Source organism: Enterobacter sp. UPMP2052 (assembly GCF_053709675.1).
Genome location: NZ_JBSKJR010000011.1, coordinates 1 through 19809, shown reverse-complemented (window position 1 = coordinate 19809; position 19809 = coordinate 1). Strand labels below are relative to the sequence as shown.

The following is a 19809-nucleotide window of genomic DNA, read 5'->3' as shown; positions in this document are numbered from 1 at the left end:
CCAGTTGTGGCGGGTGTTTTACGGTCTTGTGTCGGTAATGATTTCATCATCCGGAATGACCGTAACGTCTACCAGCGGGAAATCACTGCTGTAGAGTTTTCTGGCCAGAGCAGGATCGTCAAATTCATCTAGCCAGCGGGTGGAGTACGGATACGGGCTGCGCTTACCTGTGTAGAACAATACCGGTATTACCAGTGGCATTTTTTTATGGCCTGCCTCCAGGTGGCGCTGCATGGCGGCCACTGCATAGCGAATCAGTCGAAAAGCCATATGCCTGTCCGGCGTTGACTTGTGCTCGACCAGAACATGAATATATCCGTCGCCGCCAGTGGTTTTCAGGCTGTAGAGGACGTCGCTGAAATACTGGCGGAGATCATCCTCAACGAACGAGCCTGATTCCAGCTTCAGCGTGCTGAGGTCGCAGATGGCCCGCAACTCTGCGGGCAGATGCAGCTCCATAAAATCACGGGCAATGTCCGGCTGCGTCAGGAACTGCCTGAAAGTGGCATCGTGGGGCGTGGGGGTGCTGTTTTTCTTCTTCATCAGCGCTGGCTCTGAACAAATGACCCCGATATATTACCACTATTGGCTGTATGCTGCTCTATGGCTGCACATGCATCATGTTTTGGGGGCGATGACATCAAATTTCTTCCTTCCTGTTCTGGACTCAAAGAGGATGTTCACTTAACAATATCAGGATAAATCTCATCAATCTTGATATATAAGTTGCCTGTTTCGGCTGTACGTCTGGTTTTTTTCTTCCATCAACATTCTGAAACTGATGTTATTTTTTTACATTAGAACATGATCATAACCGGTGACAAATGACCTTCTTTCCCCTCCCCCATGCATCCAGACCACTCTTTGTAAATCCAGCCCAGCTGAAGAATACGCCGCGAGCCCATGAAACTTTCTGCTCCAGCTTGCCATTAAAGTAAGCGTCGTCCCAGCATAGTCTGCAACCAACTTAACTGAAGCGGCGATTACTGATTTCTTCATGGGATCTCCTTGTTCGAATATGCTGAAGCTAGCCGAATTTACCAAAGAAAGCAAAAACCCCACCGAGGCAGGGTTACGATGATTGATTTCGTTTGGGAGGTATCTTCAAAGATTGAGAGTACACAGGACACTTTCATGCAAAGTCAAGATTAACGTGTAAAAATGTGTCGCCATTTGCTCCGATCACATTGATAAGTTGTTGCATTCTCGAATTCGTGAGTGAATGGTACAAACTGGTTGGTAACCCGACGGTAGCCGATGCCCTGATGGAACAGCTTCTGCACAACGTACATCGCGTTGAGCTCAGTGACGAATCAATACGTAAACCGATAAATACGGGTTAAAAACTAAAGTAAGAAATAACCAGCGCGGCAAGCGCGATTGAAATTGCCGGAATCATCGCAATACGCAACTCTCGCACCGTTGGTAACACTAGAGATATCTGGTTAAAATACAATCAGGAATCTGGCTGGCCACTTCCAGATTCCTGGCGCATCTTCTTATACCTCAGTTAGTTATAATCGATCAGTCTATGTTTCCACGAATATTTGCTGAAGTATCTGGCGCTCCTTTTATAGAAGGTGAAGCTGTTTTAATTTGTACAAATTCAGAATTGTCAAACGAAGCAAAAATTCTCATCGTTGCAGTACCGTAATCGTCATGCCAGCAATGATGGTAAAGTCTTGTCAAACTTGCCCAACTGGGGGTATTCGCAGTATCAGTTGTCACTTTATTATTGAGAGAAACATACTTTACCGGATACTTAGTATCATCGTCTCCACCAACAATGTTTATTTTTGCATCAATATAAGCATTTACTGGCGCTAAAAGTGTTTTGTCACCCGTGCTCAGGGTTACAGACCCTTCAACCATCCAGTTGCGAGAACTCTGTGTCAAATCCCAAACACAATCATCTTCTTCTTTTTCTGGCGGTGTCTCATCATTAGAGGTGAAAATATAATAGCTTCCTGTTATCAATTGCTTAATGTCATTAACGCCAGGTTTAGAAACTGTGACCGTTTTTTCTACCGTAGACTTTAATCCGTGTATTCCTGTAGCGACAATGCTCACTTGTAGCGTTTTTCCCCAAAAAACTTTGTTCGCATTAATATTCGTAACATCCCCAATTAGTTTATCAGCTTGCTGATTACTCAGTACATTTCCATTGGAATCAAGAACATTAATCTCCACTTTTGAGGGTTTAATTGTAAAGTCACTGGTGTCTGCACTCCAGGTAGCCTGTGCGTAATCCGTCGCAAATATCGGTGTCCAGTCGCCGCTGCTGGTAGGTATTCCTCCTTTGCTTATATGTTGCAATTGAGTGAAGTTGATTGCTGGTTTGCCATAGACAATAACGTTATACTCAGCACTACTCTCCTCATAATAATCATTATTCACCACCGTTAACCGAATCTGAGTGGTTCCGTGGCTAATGGCCGTCTGAACGCTTCCGTTGCTATCGACATTAATCACATTATCGTTACTCGAACTCCATTTAAGCTGTGCTTCAGGGGACAGTTTTTGTTCAGGTTTTTGGGGAGTAAAAGATTCATTATCATTTAACTCAACTTTTGGCTCAGCAAAGGAAAGTTTAACAACACCTTTTGACAGGTTATAAGGCACAGAAGCCTGCGACGCTTTAAATTGATCTGTTTCAGGTGTGGACACCATCAGGATGGTGTTACCTGGTTTTACGTTCGTAACTTTCCCATCTTTGTCAATGGTAGCGATTTTCGAATCATTACTTTCATATTTTATTGTCAGAATGCCCTTTGCATCCGGGTTACCAAAGTTAACGGTGACAGTATGAGCAGAATCTTCCCCCCACGAGGCATTAATGACGTTTTGATTAGGGGTTGTCTTAGGATCAGCTTTAGACACATCCAGTGTGTACGACGCCATCGCCTGATTGTACTGCTCATTACCCGGTGTATAGACCGAAACTCTCGTGCTTCCTGCTTTCAAAAGAGTGACTTTCCCGTTCCCGTCAACAGTGGCCACACTGGGGTTTGAACTCGACCACGTCTGCTCCACACCGTCAGGCATACCGCGTACCACCTGAGACGCATTGAAACTTCTCGTCCATGTCACTGGCTGTTCAGCATTATCAAACCGCAAGTCTGGAGTAACAGCACCTACTGTGATAGTCACGGGGTTCCCAACCGTTGTACCGTCAACTTGTGCATTAAGAGTAACCGATCCTTTGGTTGTCGCGGTACCGGTCGCCACATATTTTCCATTTTGCTGGTCCTGAACCGGGCTGAGCTTAAAGCCCGCCAGAGAGTCTCCCCCCATAATTGTCACTGTTTTTCCCGTAACCGGATTACCATAGCTGTCTTCAAGACTGGCTGTCAGCTTGACCGAATCCTTTCCGTCGGAGCCTATGCTGGTTTTATCTGCTCCAAAGGTCGCATTTTTTATCTCTCCGGCCACCACGGTGACGTTGTCTGCCTGCATGTGGTTATCTGTATCAAGATATGCAGTCATCTGAAGTTGGCCCGTGGTGTGGCTTTTCACTGTTGTGGTCGCGATACCTTTTTCATTGGTGCGCGAAGTTGGTTCATAGCCTTCCGCCTGACCACGAAGTTGCCAGGAAACCACCACATTTGTTAACAGGTTCCCCTGTGCGTCAGTGACCGTGGCGCTGTAGGTTACCCCTTTTGCGTCACCGGCTACCAGTGTGGTTTTATCTGGTCTGACGGTAGATAGTTTCCAGCTGTCTGTATCGCCTTTCACCGTCAGTGTTCGACTCTTTTTCAGCGTAATATTCCCCACTTTAGCCGTAAGTGTGGCGCTGCCTGCTTTGTTGCTGGTTACCGTCATGGTATAGCGGCCAGGTGCGTTGCTGTTTTCCTGGCTTTCGCTGACGAGAACATTGTTGTTATCGCTGTGACCGCTGACACTTTTCCCTGCAAGGAGATTGCCATTACTGTCTCGCAACGTCAGGGTCAGCGTTGCAGTTTCTTTTCCTGCAACAATGGTCGAAGGGACAAGTGTCAGTTCTGAGCGATTCTCATCCACATCACCGGCACTGAACATCACATCAGGAGCGGTTATAGTGCCGGACGGAAGAATGAGTTTTACTTTGGCAGTACCTGCGAGCGCACGGGTCAGCGTGACGCGGGCGGTGCCGGAGTCATCTGTACGTGTTACCTGTGAACTGAGCGTACTCCCTTCGTTTGCACTCCAGGTTACCGGGATACCAGCCCCCAGAGTATTCTCGTTAGCATCGGTCAGTACCGCTGTATACGTTACAGAATCGCCCACCGTGGCAGATGTTGGCGTCGCGCTGATGTTGCCTAGGACTTTGGCCGTACTATTATCTGCATTAAGCGTGAGTGAAACTGTATGGTTGATGCGGATATTGCTCACATTCGCGCTGACCAGTGTGGTTCCCGTTTTTTTGCCCGTTACAGTTGCCTCGTAGATTCCAGTCGACACCTCTCTGAAGGCTGATGTGTTCAACTTCAGGTCTGCCGTAAAATTCGCGTTTATTTTATCCTTGAGACCTGTCAGTAGGTTGCCCTCAGCATCCCGGACAGTGACGCTGAGAGTGGCAGTTTCTTTTCCTGCTGTAATGCGGGAAGGGGAGAGACTGAGTGAGGATTTATCGGCACTGATATCGCCGGCTGTGAAGTTGACGACTTTATTTGCCTTCACAGGCGAACCTCCACCCAGCATAGCAGACACCCGCGCCGTACCCGCAACGCGACTACTTAACGTGATTTCAGCCACGCCGTTCTCATCAGTACTGCTCAGGCTTGAAGAGAGCGTGCCTAGTGTGGTAGTCCAGCCCACGGCAACGCCTTTAAGTTTTGTGTTGCCATTTTTATCTTTAATTTGTGCCCGGATTGTCACGGTTTCCTGTCCATCGGCCTTAGCCGTGTCAGCACCGGATATCGCCACATTGTCAATCTGCGCAGAATCCTGGTTTGCTAAAAGAGCCAGTGGCGTCTGCAGGTTAACCGCACCGCTTTGCGCCGTCAGTGTCCATATTCCTTCGGTCGTTCCGGTAACCGCCGCCTGATAGACACCTTCTCCCTTTTCTGCTTGGGTAAAGTGGATACCTGATTGGCTGTCTGCCTGCCAGTCGATGCGCTTTCCTGCTACCGGGTTATCCCATTTATCCCGAAGAATAAGTGAGGCAAAAGCTTTTGACTTACCGTCAGCGGTAATAGACTGGGGTGAAACAGAAAGCTGACTATGCTCGCCGACAGGTTCCCCGGGCCCAAAGTCAACCTGAGCCGAACCTTTGTGGCCATTATAAAGTACGGCAGTGATCGTCGTCATCGCCGCCTGCGTTCCCGACAGTTTTACCGTCGCCAGGCCTTTCTCATTGGTCTGGCTGACCGTGTCACTTAACTGATTGTGATCGGTTTGCCATGCCACGCTCGTGCCGGATACGGGGTTTTGGTTCCCGTCAAGAACGGTGGCCGTCAGTACAACAGGTTGAGCTTGTCCTGCCATTGCCGACGTTTTGTCTGGAGCGACAGTCACATTGGCTGTCTGCTCATCAGGCAGAGCCTGTAGGGTCAGTGTTTTCTCAGAGCCTTTACCAGAGGAGGCAGAAACTGTCACCTGGCCTGTATATCGGGTTCTCAGGGAGGCTGAAGCCATGCCATCAGGGTTGGTTACCGGACGAGCAGGGGAAATTTCGGCTTTATTGCCGTTGCTGAGCGCAATTTCCACACCGGAAAGCGGGTTTCCGTGGGGGTCAGTTACGCTGACAGTGAGTGTTGCAGTATCTTTACCATTGGCCGTCAGTGTCTGTTTATTGCTTGTCAGTGCTTTAATAACAGGGCTCTGTTTGTCAGCAATAAAGGTAAACGGAGAGGCAGATTTTGATGACGCATTTGTGGATGCGGTCACGACTACGTCGCTGTATGCTCGCGTACTGGTGACTTCTGCTTCTGCTATCCCTTGCTCAGAGGTCAGGGTTTGTGAGTGTTTAAAGGATACGATGCTGCTGTCCTTGTTAGATTTCCAGTCTACCGGAATACCGGAAAGCGGGTTGCCATTCTGGTCTTTGATAAGCGCTCTGAATGTCACCGCAGTGGCTCCGTCGGCGACACCGGATGCCGCTGTCGTATCCACAGAGGTCACGATGGCGGTCGCATTATTGCCGGTAAATGTGGTCTCTTTTGAGACTGATCGGCCATTAACGCTGGCTGCCACACGCGAAGTACCGGCAACGGTACTGGTCAGGGTGGTGGTGACCATGCCCTTAACATCTGTTTTAACAGTTTTTTCTGAAAGTACAGCACCGTTATCTGCACTCATTGTAACCAGGATGTCTGGTACAGCATTGCCCTGTGCATCGGTCACACGGGCTGTCACTGTTTTTTGTGTTTTACCATCTGCCAGTGAGACTTCAGGGAGGACACTGAAATTCTTTTTCTCAATCCGCGCCGTATTCTGGTCAGGACGGAATGAGAGTTTCAGTGTCTTACTCCCCTTGTCTTTAATACTGGCCGTAATGATTGTTCCACCGGAATGCAGGGAGGTTACCGGAACAACGACAGTGCCATCGGACTCAGTGACAGCCGTTCCTGCAACAGTCGCGCCATGGTCTGCTTTCAGTATGACGGCCTGACCGGGTACGGGATTATTTTGTGCGTCAACAACCTTTACTCGAAACTTGTTCTGCGATTGCCCATCAGCAATGGCATTGTTTTCAATTATGTCCAGGGCATCAATCAGAGCGGTGGTGTTATCTGCTGTCAGCGTTACATTAGCCGATGCAAAATGGACGTTTCGGGCTGATGGTGTCAGCGTGAACGTTTCCGGCATGGTTCCAGCAGTGACTTTCATCACATATTCTCCAGCGGCACGTCGGGAGAATGCCGACAGGGTGGCGCGATGGCTTCCACGAAGTTTAGATGTTTTATCAATGCTGATTTCTTTTACAGCAATATCAACCGGATGCCCATTTTTGTCTTTCACCTTCAGGACAAACTCTTGCTGCGCCCCCCCGTCAGCAGGTAGTGTTGCGGTAGAAGGCGAGAACGAACTGGTCGTTGTATCGATCGCAGCCTGGGTGACGGTAACCTGAGTGTCGGCCGGGCTGGAGACATTCCCTTTTTTGTCCACGGCCACGCCGCTCACGGTGTAGCTATTAACGGCCCCCCCGCCAGAGTGGTATGTCGGCATGACAACGTCCCAGCCGCTGCCGCTCTGCAAAATTTTTCCTCCGGCAGCAATCAGTGCCGGCGCTAACCAGTCGATATGCTCAAGCCCATATTTGCTTGTTACTGATACCCCGAGCGATTTTCTTTCACCGGCGTAGCCAGTGACTAAACCAGCCGTTTTGAGACGGATCACTTCTTTTTTGCGGTATTCCAGAACAATATTATTGTTGCGTTCTACGAAATTATAACGGCTACCCACCAGGCTGCGCATAGCGGCCACTGCATCAGGGTTAATCTGCTGTTGCCACGGCACTCCGGGTTGGTAATTAATGTCGACGCCAAAATGAGTATCATTCTCACTCGATTTACCCTGCCGTTGCTCGGCGCTGAGTGTAATTAACGGTACTGGTGTGTAGGTTACTCCCGCCGTAATGGCGTGTGGGTCTCGCTGGCGATTATCTTTGCCAAACAGTCCGACCTCCTGGCCATAATATTGTTCATAGGTCAATTTTCCACCCAACTGTGGTAGCACAGGAAGCCAGGCCTGAGCCCGGACATCCCATCCATTAGCGGGCCGTTCTTCATAATCGGTAATATCTGGCGAGTTTTTCCAGTTAGTCAGGCGTTGGTATCCGTTTACACCTAACTTTAAGAAATTGCGCCAATACTCCAGCCCTAGCCCCATGCGAGCATGGTCACGCGAGAGGTCATAGTCTAAAAAAGTATTCCCTCCCAGCATCCACGAATCAGTAAACCAGCGATATCCCATACCCAAGTTTAACTGGGTGCGGTCATCTGTGCGGTGCAGACTGGCCTGGGTGAAGACAAGACTGTCATTTTTATCATACAAAGGGACCAGCAGGTCAAACTGAGAGTTTTTGAGGGAGAAGTGTTTGTTGGTATCCAGTTGTACTCTTGCAGTACCAAACCGGCTTAGCCACTGCTGAATTTCACTACTGACCTCGCCGGAGGCCATCCCGCGAGCCATTGACGCCGCCGCATCACCGTTTGGGCTCTGGCTTAGAAATGTGCCTGCCTTTGAAGCCATCCCTGCCAGTTTTAGATTTTCTGCTTCGTCGTCAGGCGTGCCGGATGCATCAGATGCAATGTTATGATGTATATCTCTTGATAAAGGCTCATAAGGAACGTCGAGTTCATCTCCCGGCTGCAGATGGTCAAAGCCATGCGAAAAAGTACGTAGCTGATTTAACTGGCGCAGTGCTGACAGCGGTATATTGTATTTTTTTGCTACTGACTCTATGCTTTCTCCTGATGACAGGGTGTAGACTTTTGTTGGCACTGCCGCACGACTATTGGCACTTTCCAGAAAGTGTCGGTCGTTACCCGCGCCTGCCATTAATGGTGTGAATGCGCCTGCCAGCGGGAAAGCTATTTGGGCGATAATATTCACCCATGCTATCAATTTCGTCTTGCGCGGGCGCTTAATCACTGGCTTATTATGTTGTGGGTAAATGGAGTGTGTAGTCACTGTATAGTTTCTCTGTAACGTTGTTTAAAATCTAAACGAGATACACATCAGCATTCTGATGCGTTTTTAATGACGATGAGGATGGGCTACGTGGTGTGTAAAAAGTAAAAATTCATTGATGTGTTTGAAGCCCAGTTTTTTAAGCGCCCGTTTACGCCAGTAGTAGGCATTTTTAGTCGATATATTCATCCACGCGGCCACCCCATGCATATTCTGAACCAACAGATACCGATTTAAAGCGGTCCACTCTTTCGCGCATAGAGACATATCGTTGGCATCTGCTTTCCTGGGCTGTAACTTCCCGTTCATCCATAACAACACTGACTCACGCATGCTGCGCAGTCCTGCTTTAGCAAGAACAATGGCGTGAGTCCCGCGGAACTGTTGAAGAATTAAGGGCGTCATTTCATCCACCAAAAACAGTGCGGGAAAGTGCAACTGATAAGAGATGCTTTGTAGCCACTGAAGGCTACGAGATATTTCGAGCGGTGAGCAATCGACCAGAGTGATAATGATATATGCCTTGTGTTCCGCGCGGTAAAGGCTGAAATCAACAGGTAATGGGTTAATATCCCATATGGCCTCAGGTATCAGTTTCATAATACCAATTGTAAACAGGGGAGAAGCAGAAAATAACTTGATTAACAGAGGAGATACATTGCAATGGACTGAGGGGTGCATGGTTTTTGGCTCCAAAATATAAAAAAGTGCCTGAAGCAGAAGCAATGCTGTCAGAGAACTTACGCAGAGTTCATAAGCAGGAACTTTGGCTAATTAGTCAGTCACGGAAAGTCACTAATTAAAACACAAACGCCGCTGATCAACAAAAACGATCAATAAAAAGAAATTAATCGTTAAAAGCAATCAATGGCCAGATGATTGATCGTTAATGTCGATCATGCTTTAAGGCATATATACAAAAATATTCTTAATATTCATGGGCAAAGAAAGAAATATCAAAAATGGGTTTAAATGGTGAAATTGCGGTGACAGGAGAAATTCCGTCAAGTAAAGAAATTTTTTATTACATTTTTGGCAGCGAGAAATATACAGGTATATTTTGATATTTTTAAGACCCGTATATTCCTACCGACTTCAGCAATCACATCTTGCACGGTCGCCTCCCGCGCTGGCTGCCCAGTCTATGGTCTCTCTGTCGCAGCAGTCCAGCGAGAACGTGACCCGCAATTTTTCATTGTTGTCGCAGCCAGACTTGAAGCCGTCTGAACACCAGCGCATGTCGTTTTCTGCAACCGCGATTTTACCCTTATGCTCACGCTTCAGTCGCTCCGGTTTTCCGTGCAGTAGCAGCAGGTTATGCTCACTCATTATCCGGTATAGCCGTTTGGCATTTGTCGGTGACAGTCCTTCTGTGCGACGCAGCTTGCGCAGGCTCCCCCATACACCTCGATAACCATAGCTGAGCATGTCGCTGATGATATCGAGGATATCCGACAGTATCTCAGCATCAGCTTCGCCATTACGTCGTTCACAGCGCCCGTCCTGCCAGTCTGCAGAACTGTTAATCTGCAGTGACATCTGCGTACGCTCCCATGGCGCGGCTGAGCAGGGCTATCCTATTCCCCGCCCTTTGGCAACATGGGCGCGTGCGCTATCCATTTCCACAACTGACCGTACTCCGTGGTTTCTTTGGGGCTCTCAACTTCCGTCGTCTTCTTACCCAGCAGGCGCTAGATCTCCCGGATCTGTTTCAGAGCATAAGCTCAGAAGCTGGAACGGTTTCCTTTCCGGCTGCTACAGCGGTGATGCTGCCTTTCTGATACTGCTTCTTCCACTTAAACAGCAGGTTGGGCTGAACACTGTGCAGGCGGGCGACATGTGTAACATTCATGCCTGGCTCCATCGTCTGCTGGATAATGGCAATTTTCTCCTGAGGAGTCTTGCGTTTACGGATTTCTTGCCCTAACAGGATCCCGGTCATCTCAAAGCCGGATCTTTAAATTTAAACGCATTGCTTCGGCACAAATGATGGAGATTTAAGCAGAGCAATAAGCTGGTATGGTAGTGTAAGAACTAATCTCACATTTTGAACCGGAGAATTTATGGCCCGTACGATGACAGTAGACGTGGGTGATGAGTTGCGTGATTTCATTGATGCCCTGGTCAGGGCCGGCGATTACCACCCCCAGAGTGAAGTTATGCGGGACGCACTTCGTTTGCTGCGTGAAAAGGGATCAGCAGCGGTGATGCGAAACCATGGAATAAGGATGCATTCCTGAAACAGGTCAGAGTCAGGGAGAGGAATGAAAGAGATTGAGATGATCCGAAAGGCGGAAGAGAATCTTGAGGCTATCTGGGATAACAATTTCAGGTATTTCGATGTTATTCAGGCTGATGAGTATATGGGCCGGATTGCTGCTGTATTTTATGTGCTGGCTACACATGACATCGGGATCCGGTGCCCGTAACCGGAAGAAAATATCTGCTCACTACCAGTGGCACAACACATGATCTATTTTGTGCCAGTGCATTCTGTGATCACCATAATCCGTATTCTCAGTCAGTCTCAGGACACAACGAGGCATCGTCTTATGAATTTACTTCTCATAAAACATAAGTTAAATATTAATAAATAGTATGCTCTACAGCGTCAACCCGAAGATATACAGCGCTCAATTTTTTCGCACCACATTTATCCTACATTACTTTTTCCAGTACACGACAAATCATTCATAATTAACAGCATAATTTTTCCTTTTGAAATGCATTTAAGGAGTTATTCTTAGACATATAATGATACATGAATGGTACAATTCATAATTGAGTGAGATATTTTTTGTTGTACCATGGTATAAATATCCTTAGTGTGCCTCCCCAAAAGACACCATCAAATAGTCCGGTGAGCCCACCCATCAGCATGCAGAAGCTAGCTGATGCCGCAAGTCCAGGCTGAAGTAAGATGGCTGAAGTGAGAATGAATTTTGTACAAAAAGTTATACCGATCATTCCCAGCGTCAGCGGCGTCCCGGCCCTGATAACTCTGTCCGGGTTGCCTGAATCCTTTAGGAGAGGCTGTGACCGCCACATCCAGTATCCGAGTGCCCCCCCGCGAATATTCCGGCGACCATCAGAGTGAAACTTAACCCTGCCCTTTCTGTTTCAGCCATAATTCCGTAGCTTCCCCAGACAAGAAACAGTACCGGGAGTAAAAAAAGCCGTCCGGTTTTCATTTCCCTGTCATAAATGGCGGCAAAACCACGACGAAGTAAAAAAACCAGCAGGAGCCAGACCCAGAACGGTACATGGCTGAAAAATACAGACAGGTTCATAGTTTTTTCCTTTCCGTTTATTGATGACTACATTTAGTTGTTGAGAATGGTTTCAGCCTTTTACTTGATTGCCCGCAGGCTATTTTTCTTTTTTTGTGCCCGGACGGAGGAGTTTATTCAACCTGCGCTGTTGCCAGGATTTAAGCTGATTATGAATAACAAATACCCTGAGTCCCCTGAACATAACCAGACTGCCCCATATAGCTGTCACGACAATGGACCAGTAGCTTTCCGGTGTAAGCAGAAAGTTAATAACCATCATTGCGGTGCATGTCAGAAGAGCCGTTGCAAGTATTTGCCAGAACTTCATTTCCCGGGCAACCTGGACTCTGGCATCACTGATACGTTCATTCAGTGCGTTGACGGCGTCACCGGCCTCTTCCGAGAGCTCAGATACGCTTACGTCAAAGGCTGAGGCAAGCGCACTCAACGTTTCAAGACCAAGTTTCTGCCCTTTTTCAGTGCGCTGGACCGTTCTGACAGAAATCGATGCCACTTCAGCCAGTTGCTCCTGAGACCAGGCCTTCTTCAGGCGAAGGACTTTCACTTTTTCTGCGACGGTCATCGATATACATCATGTCTGATATATGTTGGTAGCGGCTAAGATATTCGCGTTTCCTGTCGGCACCGTACACGACACGGGCCTGACAGTAAGATGACACCACGGCGACAGGTGCATCCCGAATGACGAGATGAGCCCTTATCACAGACTTACTCTTCAAAAATAAAGGTATCTCCGCAGGCGACAGGTTGCGTATTCCTGAGCCACAGTGTTCCCCATCTTCCGGTGCAGTGGCAGCCCAGAACCTGCTCAGGTGCGATCTCACGCAAAAATGCTTTCAGCCTTATCAGCCTGAGCGGTGACGCTGCCCGTAGATGAAATCCCCCAATAAGGGCGTACACGCGGTTTTCCCCCGTAATGTTCATGCAGTAGCGAACGGTGTTCTCCAGCCCACGGTGACCACACCCGGTCATAATGACCAGCCCACGCGATGAGCACCAGATAAGCGTACCTTCATCAGACACATAATCAGGCGTGCCGTTTTTGTAATCGGTATAACCCCAGGGCTCCGGGCTTTCCACGGGGATTTCACCACTCCAGACAAAACGTCCTGCCACGACCCTCGGGGTTTTAATGTACTCCACGTTAAGACCGCGAAAACGTTCCACTACCGAAAGTTTCTTAAGAGGAATGACTTTTCCGGGAAGCCTGATACCCGCATACCTTTGCCGTAATACGCCGGGATGGCAGATAATGCGCGTCCCGGCGCTGAGGGATGCTATTCCGCCACTGTGATCGTAATGCCCGTGTGATAATACAACCGCGTCCAGATCTGTCAGCGGCTCGTTGATCAGCCTTGCGTTGTGAACAACGGTTTCATCCAGGCCGGAGTCAAACAGTATCCGGCTCTCTCCGTCGTTCAGGAGGATGGAGAGGCCTGCACGGGACTGCATTCCTGCGGCCGTGCGCGGGGACAGATGGTTTTCGACCAGAATGGTCATTTTGAGTGCCACAGCTTAGTTCTCCCTTCGAGGGTAATCACCCGATAGTCCTGAAAGCAGAGCTGTTTCGTGGTCCATGGCAGCATTATTCTCACTGCAGCAGATAAAGACTTATCAGCATGCCAACCCGCCATACCCTGCTCCCCGAAAGCAGCCAGATTTCAGCAGTGATAACGAAAATGAGTGAAGCTGTCAGAACGATATCAACCCTGTTCAAAAAATCATTACCCTTTTTAAAACCTGTGCTTGTATTCATTACAGAGTACTTCCTGCTGCATGCACTTGTTTAAATAACCCGGAAACGGAAAGGGATTAGTGAGTATAACGTCACTAAACAGTGATAGTGTATTCACGGAAAGACCCTACAGGACGAATAATGAAATTACAAAAAAGGGCGCTGGCTACCGGAATTCTCGTACCCGTAATTCTGGCTACACTCTGTCGTCAGGCATAGCCTGGCGACAGCTGAACAGGGACACGGCCGTGACGGCGGACATACTGATGTGCCAGGTCGACCATATCACGTCCATTGCCCGCCATGCGAGCATGGTAACAACCAGGCTCGCCGCTCTTCCCTGTGAAAGCGTCCTGCAGCAGATGACGGAGAACGGCGCACTCATGCCTCACATCCGCAGCACCGGGCTTATACGGGATGGTATAGTAATCTGCTCGTCCGTGACCGGTGTCAGGCAACAAAGTGCCGATGAGATTTTCGATGTTGCCGATTCAGCTCCCAGGGAAAATAATTATCATAGCCACGGGGGGACCAGCAGCGTGCCTGTGCACGTGGCTGTTATCTACGCGTATGGCACCTGCTCCGGCGCCAAAGCACTGATGCGATACCAGCGTCCCGACGGCAGGAGTATTTCGTCTGGGGTGTTTATCCAGGCCGCTGAAGAGGAAGGTCTGATAGTCAGCCTGACGCAGCATCTGTTCAGCCTGATTGAAGAGGATGTCAGGGCCTGGCTGGCACCATCATCAACTCACTGGCCGGACTTTGGGTGCAATACTTACCCGGCACACCGGAAAATGCGTTCCTTACTGCGACGCTATCATCTGATTAAGCTTCATGAAATGCTGGAATGCGATGAGCTTTCCCGGCATATACGACCGTCGTAATGAATAAGGCTGCAGCTTTTTATACCTTCCAGTTGCCGTCCCTCCGACCTGACCCGCGGCTCAATTATCCACAGCCTCGGTGGAAAAACAGGCAATATGCCTGTGGATAACAACGAAGGATCGGCACAAAGCCACAGAGGACTGGTGGGGAGACCCCGCCGGTTCGAAACGCTCAAAATCCAGGAAAAAAGGCATCTGTCGTTGATTGACAAAAAAAGAGGCTGAAAATATTTTTACTGCATATCCATGGACCTTACCCGATTATGTTGGGAAGGATCAGAACGGCATATTCAGTTTACCGTTGTGGAACATCACTCCCAGCTTAAAGCATTCCCGGTTGCTGTACCCCTCGCTTTTATTATCAGCAGCCTGATCTTGCTGTTCAGTGCCTCTGCAATTCCGTTTGATATACCGTTGCGCATGGTGTTCAGGATACCGTACAGCTTTTTCCCTATCGTTTTAGCCACGTTCTTCACTATGGAGACATCGCAGTTAGCTGCCAGCTCCAGCCATTTTTTCCAGTCATTGCGTCTTTTCTCGAACCATGGCCTGTTCTAGATATCCTTTGGAACCTCTTTCAGCACCCGGCGCTGGCCAGTCAGCTTCATCCGCGCATGCAGCCATACCAGCTTTTCCTGCCGGGATCCGGTCATCCACTTGTCGCTGAACTGCCACAGGAAGCGGGCAGCTGATACTGAGGGCGGTCGCAATGACGCGATTTGAGCGGCGCTGTTTAAACTTAATCCGTAATACATTAAGGTAAATGCTCATTTCTGGTCTCATGTTCTTTTTTTACATGCCATGTCATATCCCTGGAGGGTGAAAGCCTCTAAAATAAGGCGGAACAGGAGATGAGCGATCGGATGAAATCGGTATCAGAATCAGCAGACCCCATATACCCTGTAATTACCTGACTGACAGCCTGTCCGTGCACGTAGAACCGTTTAGAAATAATCAGGTATAATGAGTACCAAATTCTGCTCTAAGGTCAGTTTTTTATGAATATTTTTAATAAAATTAATCTGCGAATTTTATTGTGGGCTACTTTCGCTGGCGGAGCCATAAGTTCTCTGGTCAAATCTGGTACCGAGGCTAATATGCCGCCACGTATGACCGGAGAAGTTTCTCCACCAGCACTAAATATTGATGCCTGGCTCGGCCCGCTGGGTATCAGTTCTCACTCACTGGATTAGGTTTATCAGGGGATAAACGTTCCTGGTGCGGTCATGCTCTATCACTGGGGGTTTAGCTTTATTTTCGCCGGCCTTTACGTCCTGGCGTCTGCCTTTTTACCCGGAATTAGACTCTGGTATGGGGCAGCTTACGGGATTGTGATTACTCTGGTTATGCATGGTTTACTTATTCCTGCTCTGGGATTCAGAAACCCCGTTTATCTTAACGGGCAGACAGGCTGGCTCTGGGATCTCAATGGCTATGAATTCTGGAGTGAGCTGCTTGGCCTATATGCTGGTCAGTCTCCATTGAAGTAAGCCTTATAGCCGTTCTGGCTATGTTTTCTCGTCCGTTACGGGGGATGTGGGTGACCGGCTCAGGTCTGTAGTGATGTATCCCGGGAGCATCCGGGCCTGGTGTAGTTGGCTTCTCAGGAAAACCCTTTTTATCAACCGCTGGTCTGTGCAGGTGTAGAAACAGCGCTGTTTTTCACGTGACGTGGCCACCAATGTCTTAATCAGGGCCGGACGCCTGGCGTTCGTGCGCGACTGCAACATAAGCTGGATTATCTCTGGCGCAGTTGTACCGGTGAAAAGTCTGAGCAGAACGACCGGGTGTATCACGTCCTCAGCGGCAGTGAGTGGAATGGTCGACGTCAGATTCAGCCGTCGGTGTTGGTAAACAGCATCTGTCTGCTGAAAAGCGCGCTGGATATTAGTTTTAATGATGCGCGGAACGCAGGTTATGCTGGCACCTGCCAGAATTGGTGGCCGGTCAGACGGGCTGGATGCGCTGCTGAAAAGATGTGGCTGGGAGGCCGTCAGCAATGACGTTCTCTGAAACTGGTGGCCACCAGAGTAGGCTGAACTGTCTGACTGGGTTCATTCAGTCATTCGTGGACTTTGCAATCTTATCGTTCACCCTTATCGTGAACGCAGAAAATTGCAGACAGCATAGTTAATGAACTGAGGCAAGGAAAATGGAAAATACAGGAGAGAGTGTGCGCCATGGCGCGCTTGAGTTTTTCGATGTTACCTATGACATGCTGACATCCTCACACGCTGATGAGCTGTACCGGTTGAGAAAAATCACATTCAGTGACCGGCTGGGGTGGGATGTAAGGTGCAGTACGGGCATGGAGTCGGATGAATTTGATACCCACGGAACGCGATATATTCTCGGGATCTGCGAAGGGCAACTTATCTGCAGCGTGCGCTTTGTCGATCTTGGGCGACCAAATATGATTAATCGTACATTCAGCGCCTGTTTTGGCGATGTGCCGCTCCCGCCAGCGGGCGTAGAGTCAAGCCGTTTTTTTGTTGATAAAGTGCGTGTCAGCCAGTTGCCCTGTAAGTCTTTTCCGGTGAGCCAGGCGCTTTTCGTGGCAATGATTAACTGGGCGCGTAAAAACGGGTATTACGGTATTCACACCATTGTAAGCCTGCCGATGCTGGCCATCCTGAAACGCACAGGGTGGAAGATAGACGTGCTCCGGGAGACGTTTCTCAGTGAGCAGGAACGCATTTACCTGTTATATCTGCCGACGACGGCAGAAGACCAGGCCTGGATGGCATCAAAACTTGCCCGGGTTACGGGTCATACGATTACTGGCTGGCCTGTGGTGCTGCCTTTGTCAGTAATTCCAGCTCCGTGCTCAGCCGGATAGCCTGGCGGGCATTGCTTACGCCCAGTCTGGAGACAATATTACGCATGTGAAACTTTACGGTACTGACGGAAATGCCAAGTATGGTGGCAGTTTCGCCATAGGTTTTTCCCATGCTGGCCCAGTAGAGCACCTGGTGCTCCCGGGGCGTCAGGAAGTTTTTTTTCGTATCGTCTTGACATGCTGTCCCGCAGTCAGAGGCCGCGCCTGCAAGGCGATACATTTCAGCATTAATTTCTATAAGCAGCATCTGCATTTTTGCGGGGTCAGAAAACAATCGCTGTCCGGGAGTTGCGTCAGCGGTAGTGAAAGAAAGCAGCGACAAATTGTTCATGTGGTCATGCAGAACAAAAGTAAAGCCGCTGGTGATATTGTATCGCCGGGCACGTGAAAAAAGTCCTCTGAGCCGTAATCCTGAAACCAGAGTCATGTTTTTGTCCCAGGCAAAAGGGGAGGAGCATCTGAACGCGTTAAGAACCACCGGGTCCGAGAGCTGAAGATGTCCGTTCCGATAGAGCGTGACCCATTCTTCAGGGTAGGAGGAGATAATAAGTGCTTCAGAGGGGTTTCTTTTACTGACCACGGTATAGGCATATCTGACGTTCTCAGACACGACCAGATGCTTTTCGATAAACCGTTGTAGTCTGTCTGTTGAGGCTATGTCTTCCCTGAATAGGCCATACATAAGGGATCCTTTGCTGCGTTACAAGTAATCGATTAACGAACCATTATTATCGGACAAGAACCTGAAGTGTACTACAGCAGCACAGAAAGGTAATCGTTGCGTAAAATAAGACACGGAAGGGGCGGACAGTGCTTAGACAAAAGGCTGGCGAATGGTGAGAGAAGGAAGGTGGCAGGGCATGAGTTTCTGCTGCTGCCACAAAAGTATTTATTATTATGTCAAAAAGTGCTTCTTGTTGTCTGTACTTATTATACTAAGTGCCGGATAATAGCGTACTGGAGTACCCTGGTGTAACTTCTTTGCAGGTCATTGACCTACCTGACCGGTTCGCTGAAGGGGCTGGTCAGGTTCTTTTTTAGTATATTGAAAAGCGCGCATTAAGCCACCTGTCTTTTAAGACAGGTCATAGCCTCATGAGGCTGAGTTGATATCTGCGATTATGAAGGGATATCGCCCGTTTACCCGGGACCGGTCGTCACCGTGGCCGGGATTCGTCTGAACGTAAATGTCGCATTTTCTGCTTCGCTCCCATTAGGCTAAAAGAGCAGGGTTTCATTGCTGGATGGTGATGTTCTGCCGGACTTCCCGCGGGCAGGGGCATTGTTATTGCTTCAAGCCATTATGAATGGCCTGCTCGCGTCGGTGGTCGTTGTCTCCGCGGGAATGGAAGTAAAAATATCAGGGCAATGAGAGTGTTCTGACCTTCTCTCCTGCGCAGTTCCGCTCTGTTTGGTGTCAATGGCCGGTTGCTCACTCTGCGGCAGTTGCGAAAGCAGGATGATACGGACTCCATGCTGAAGCTGCCTGCGTGGTACTGGGGGGGAGCGTGGCTGCCGGGAAACTTAAGTCTATCACCGGGCCAGGGACCGGTTTATTGGGCCCTGTGGTCAGTGCAGAAAGACTGTCATTCAGCTTAAGCGTGGCTGGCTTCAGATCATAACTTTCATGGACGAGCCTGAGGAACGTGTCACGATTAAAGAGATCTTCGATATCACACTCCTCACGCTTTGACTCCAGTGCATCAGACACAAATACCACGTTCTTTCTGTTAAGCATACCCTGCTGCTGAAGCTCAACTGAAGTCTCCCGGCTTTGCTTCTCATCATCCAGAAGCACAACGACATTGAGGTTCTTAGAGGACAAAAGAGAAACCATGTAGGACATGCGTTGTGCCCCACCGGCAGGAGTTATTGTTATTTTGCTGTTCTGATTTATTCAACAAAGCCGTCTTTGAATTATATCACCACATCCACCATACGACTTTCTAAAAGCCAATTCGTTGGCTAGCTGATTTTTTTCATTTCACAGTCTGTTCAGGCAAGGAAATTACGGTCTGCATCCGCCACCAGAACATATGCACACGCAAAAAATAGCGAGAGATATCCACCGGGGAGGAAAAGGGGTTTGAATCGCAGAGATTTCATTTTAGGTTCGTCGCTGCTGTTGGGCTGTGCCAAAGCAGGTTTCACCGCGCCAGAAGCCAAAGCAATTAATACCTCGGTTTATCGACCCCGCGTTCATTATGCGCCGGTCACCGGATTTATGAATGCTCCCAATGTGTTGCTTTATTGCGAAGGAGAATACCACCTTTTTCACCAGCATAATCCTTCAAGCGCGTTGGTGGGAAATGTCCACTGGGGGCATGCCGTCAGCAGCGATGTGCTGAACTGGAAGACCCTGCCTAACGCGTTGAACAACACGCCCTCCGGGCAGGCATTTAGCGGCAATGCTGTTGTGGATAAAAACAACAGCAGCCATAT

The 19809-nt window shown here is 48.9% G+C and carries 12 protein-coding genes and 6 pseudogenes; 7 read left to right on the top strand and 11 right to left on the bottom strand.

The features are described from left to right. Window positions 1-24: 24 nt before the first annotated feature. Together ACWKX3_RS20070 and ACWKX3_RS20065 are read right to left on the bottom strand one after the other, a co-directional pair. Window positions 25-543, bottom strand: a pseudogene (locus tag ACWKX3_RS20070) (Rpn family recombination-promoting nuclease/putative transposase); the annotation flags it as partial. 249 nt (window positions 544-792) lie between these two features. Beyond that, window positions 793-999 carry a hypothetical protein gene (locus tag ACWKX3_RS20065; protein ID WP_454542293.1) on the bottom strand — a complete coding sequence of 69 codons (207 nt, stop codon included), beginning with the start codon at window positions 997-999 and terminating at the stop codon, window positions 793-795. A gap of 164 nt (window positions 1000-1163) precedes the next feature. Here ACWKX3_RS20065 and ACWKX3_RS20060 point away from each other — a divergent pair, with 164 nt between their 5' ends. Next, entirely contained in the window at window positions 1164-1343 is a 180-nt protein-coding gene (locus ACWKX3_RS20060) for an ATP-binding protein (RefSeq protein WP_454542292.1), read from the top strand. Window positions 1344-1524: 181 nt separating this feature from the next. Here ACWKX3_RS20060 and ACWKX3_RS20055 read toward each other — a convergent pair whose 3' ends face one another. The 3 genes and pseudogenes from ACWKX3_RS20055 to ACWKX3_RS20045 all read right to left on the bottom strand — a co-directional run. Next, window positions 1525-8538, bottom strand: coding sequence for an Ig-like domain-containing protein (locus ACWKX3_RS20055; RefSeq protein WP_454542291.1), 7014 nt, complete (start codon window positions 8536-8538; stop codon window positions 1525-1527). 144 nt (window positions 8539-8682) lie between these two features. Continuing rightward, the gene (locus ACWKX3_RS20050; RefSeq protein WP_454542290.1) at window positions 8683-9216 is read right to left on the bottom strand and encodes a hypothetical protein; all 534 of its coding nucleotides are present in this window, start codon (window positions 9214-9216) and stop codon (window positions 8683-8685) included. Window positions 9217-9735: 519 nt separating this feature from the next. Further along, a pseudogene (locus ACWKX3_RS20045) lies at window positions 9736-10558 on the bottom strand (transposase); the annotation flags it as partial. Window positions 10559-10679: 121 nt separating this feature from the next. On the opposite strand from ACWKX3_RS20045, the pseudogene ACWKX3_RS20040 reads away from it, so the two are divergent. Continuing rightward, a pseudogene (locus ACWKX3_RS20040) lies at window positions 10680-10894 on the top strand (type II toxin-antitoxin system ParD family antitoxin). Further along, complete coding sequence (locus ACWKX3_RS20035; protein ID WP_454542289.1) at window positions 10881-11045, top strand: hypothetical protein; 165 nt, start codon at window positions 10881-10883, stop codon at window positions 11043-11045. Before ACWKX3_RS20040 ends, ACWKX3_RS20035 begins: the two are co-directional and overlap by 14 nt. A gap of 594 nt (window positions 11046-11639) precedes the next feature. Here ACWKX3_RS20035 and ACWKX3_RS20030 read toward each other — a convergent pair. The 3 genes from ACWKX3_RS20030 to ACWKX3_RS20020 all read right to left on the bottom strand — a co-directional run bounded on the left by ACWKX3_RS20030 (window position 11640) and on the right by ACWKX3_RS20020 (window position 13421). Beyond that, on the bottom strand, window positions 11640-11906 hold the full coding sequence (locus tag ACWKX3_RS20030; RefSeq protein ID WP_454542288.1) for a hypothetical protein: 267 nt from the start codon (window positions 11904-11906) through the stop codon (window positions 11640-11642). Window positions 11907-11985: 79 nt separating this feature from the next. Continuing rightward, on the bottom strand, window positions 11986-12471 hold the full coding sequence (locus ACWKX3_RS20025; protein ID WP_454542287.1) for a helix-turn-helix domain-containing protein: 486 nt from the start codon (window positions 12469-12471) through the stop codon (window positions 11986-11988). A 146-nt stretch (window positions 12472-12617) separates the two neighbouring features. After that, the gene (locus ACWKX3_RS20020) at window positions 12618-13421 is read right to left on the bottom strand and encodes an MBL fold metallo-hydrolase (RefSeq protein ID WP_454542286.1); all 804 of its coding nucleotides are present in this window, start codon (window positions 13419-13421) and stop codon (window positions 12618-12620) included. A 489-nt stretch (window positions 13422-13910) separates the two neighbouring features. Here ACWKX3_RS20020 and ACWKX3_RS20015 point away from each other — a divergent pair, with 489 nt between their 5' ends. After that, entirely contained in the window at window positions 13911-14528 is a 618-nt protein-coding gene (locus tag ACWKX3_RS20015) for a CSS-motif domain-containing protein (RefSeq protein WP_454542285.1), read from the top strand. A gap of 276 nt (window positions 14529-14804) precedes the next feature. Here the strand turns inward: ACWKX3_RS20015 and ACWKX3_RS20010 are convergent. Further along, window positions 14805-15211 (bottom strand): annotated as a pseudogene (locus tag ACWKX3_RS20010) (transposase); the annotation flags it as partial. 315 nt (window positions 15212-15526) lie between these two features. On the opposite strand from ACWKX3_RS20010, the pseudogene ACWKX3_RS20005 reads away from it, so the two are divergent. Together ACWKX3_RS20005 and ACWKX3_RS20000 are read left to right on the top strand one after the other, a co-directional pair. Further along, a pseudogene (locus ACWKX3_RS20005) lies at window positions 15527-16089 on the top strand (DUF1440 domain-containing protein). 591 nt (window positions 16090-16680) lie between these two features. Continuing rightward, window positions 16681-17367, top strand: a complete 687-nt coding sequence (locus ACWKX3_RS20000) for an acyl-homoserine-lactone synthase (RefSeq protein WP_454542284.1) — start codon at window positions 16681-16683, stop codon at window positions 17365-17367. On the opposite strand, the gene ACWKX3_RS19995 is transcribed toward ACWKX3_RS20000, so the two are convergent. Beyond that, entirely contained in the window at window positions 17306-18049 is a 744-nt protein-coding gene (locus tag ACWKX3_RS19995) for a LuxR family transcriptional regulator (RefSeq protein ID WP_454542283.1), read from the bottom strand. The two genes, ACWKX3_RS20000 and ACWKX3_RS19995, sit on opposite strands and share 62 nt — an antisense overlap. A 750-nt stretch (window positions 18050-18799) precedes the next feature. Further along, window positions 18800-19213, bottom strand: coding sequence for a hypothetical protein (locus ACWKX3_RS19990; RefSeq protein ID WP_454542282.1), 414 nt, complete (start codon window positions 19211-19213; stop codon window positions 18800-18802). A gap of 240 nt (window positions 19214-19453) precedes the next feature. Between ACWKX3_RS19990 and ACWKX3_RS19985 the strand changes: the two are divergent. After that, window positions 19454-19809: pseudogene (locus tag ACWKX3_RS19985) on the top strand (glycoside hydrolase family 32 protein); the annotation flags it as partial.

What these genes read in the sequence shown, in the direction of transcription:
- ACWKX3_RS19995 (WP_454542283.1), bottom strand. Translation starts at nt 18,049, where the DNA reads ATGTATGGCCTATTCAGGGAAGACATAGCCTCAACAGACAGACTACAA.
- ACWKX3_RS20050 (WP_454542290.1), bottom strand. Translation starts at nt 9,216, where the DNA reads ATGAAACTGATACCTGAGGCCATATGGGATATTAACCCATTACCTGTT.
- ACWKX3_RS20015 (WP_454542285.1), top strand. Translation starts at nt 13,911, where the DNA reads ATGTGCCAGGTCGACCATATCACGTCCATTGCCCGCCATGCGAGCATG.
- ACWKX3_RS19990 (WP_454542282.1), bottom strand. Translation starts at nt 19,213, where the DNA reads ATGTCCTACATGGTTTCTCTTTTGTCCTCTAAGAACCTCAATGTCGTT.
- ACWKX3_RS20035 (WP_454542289.1), top strand. Translation starts at nt 10,881, where the DNA reads ATGAAAGAGATTGAGATGATCCGAAAGGCGGAAGAGAATCTTGAGGCT.
- ACWKX3_RS20000 (WP_454542284.1), top strand. Translation starts at nt 16,681, where the DNA reads ATGGAAAATACAGGAGAGAGTGTGCGCCATGGCGCGCTTGAGTTTTTC.
- ACWKX3_RS20030 (WP_454542288.1), bottom strand. Translation starts at nt 11,906, where the DNA reads ATGAACCTGTCTGTATTTTTCAGCCATGTACCGTTCTGGGTCTGGCTC.
- ACWKX3_RS20065 (WP_454542293.1), bottom strand. Translation starts at nt 999, where the DNA reads ATGAAGAAATCAGTAATCGCCGCTTCAGTTAAGTTGGTTGCAGACTAT.
- ACWKX3_RS20025 (WP_454542287.1), bottom strand. Translation starts at nt 12,471, where the DNA reads ATGACCGTCGCAGAAAAAGTGAAAGTCCTTCGCCTGAAGAAGGCCTGG.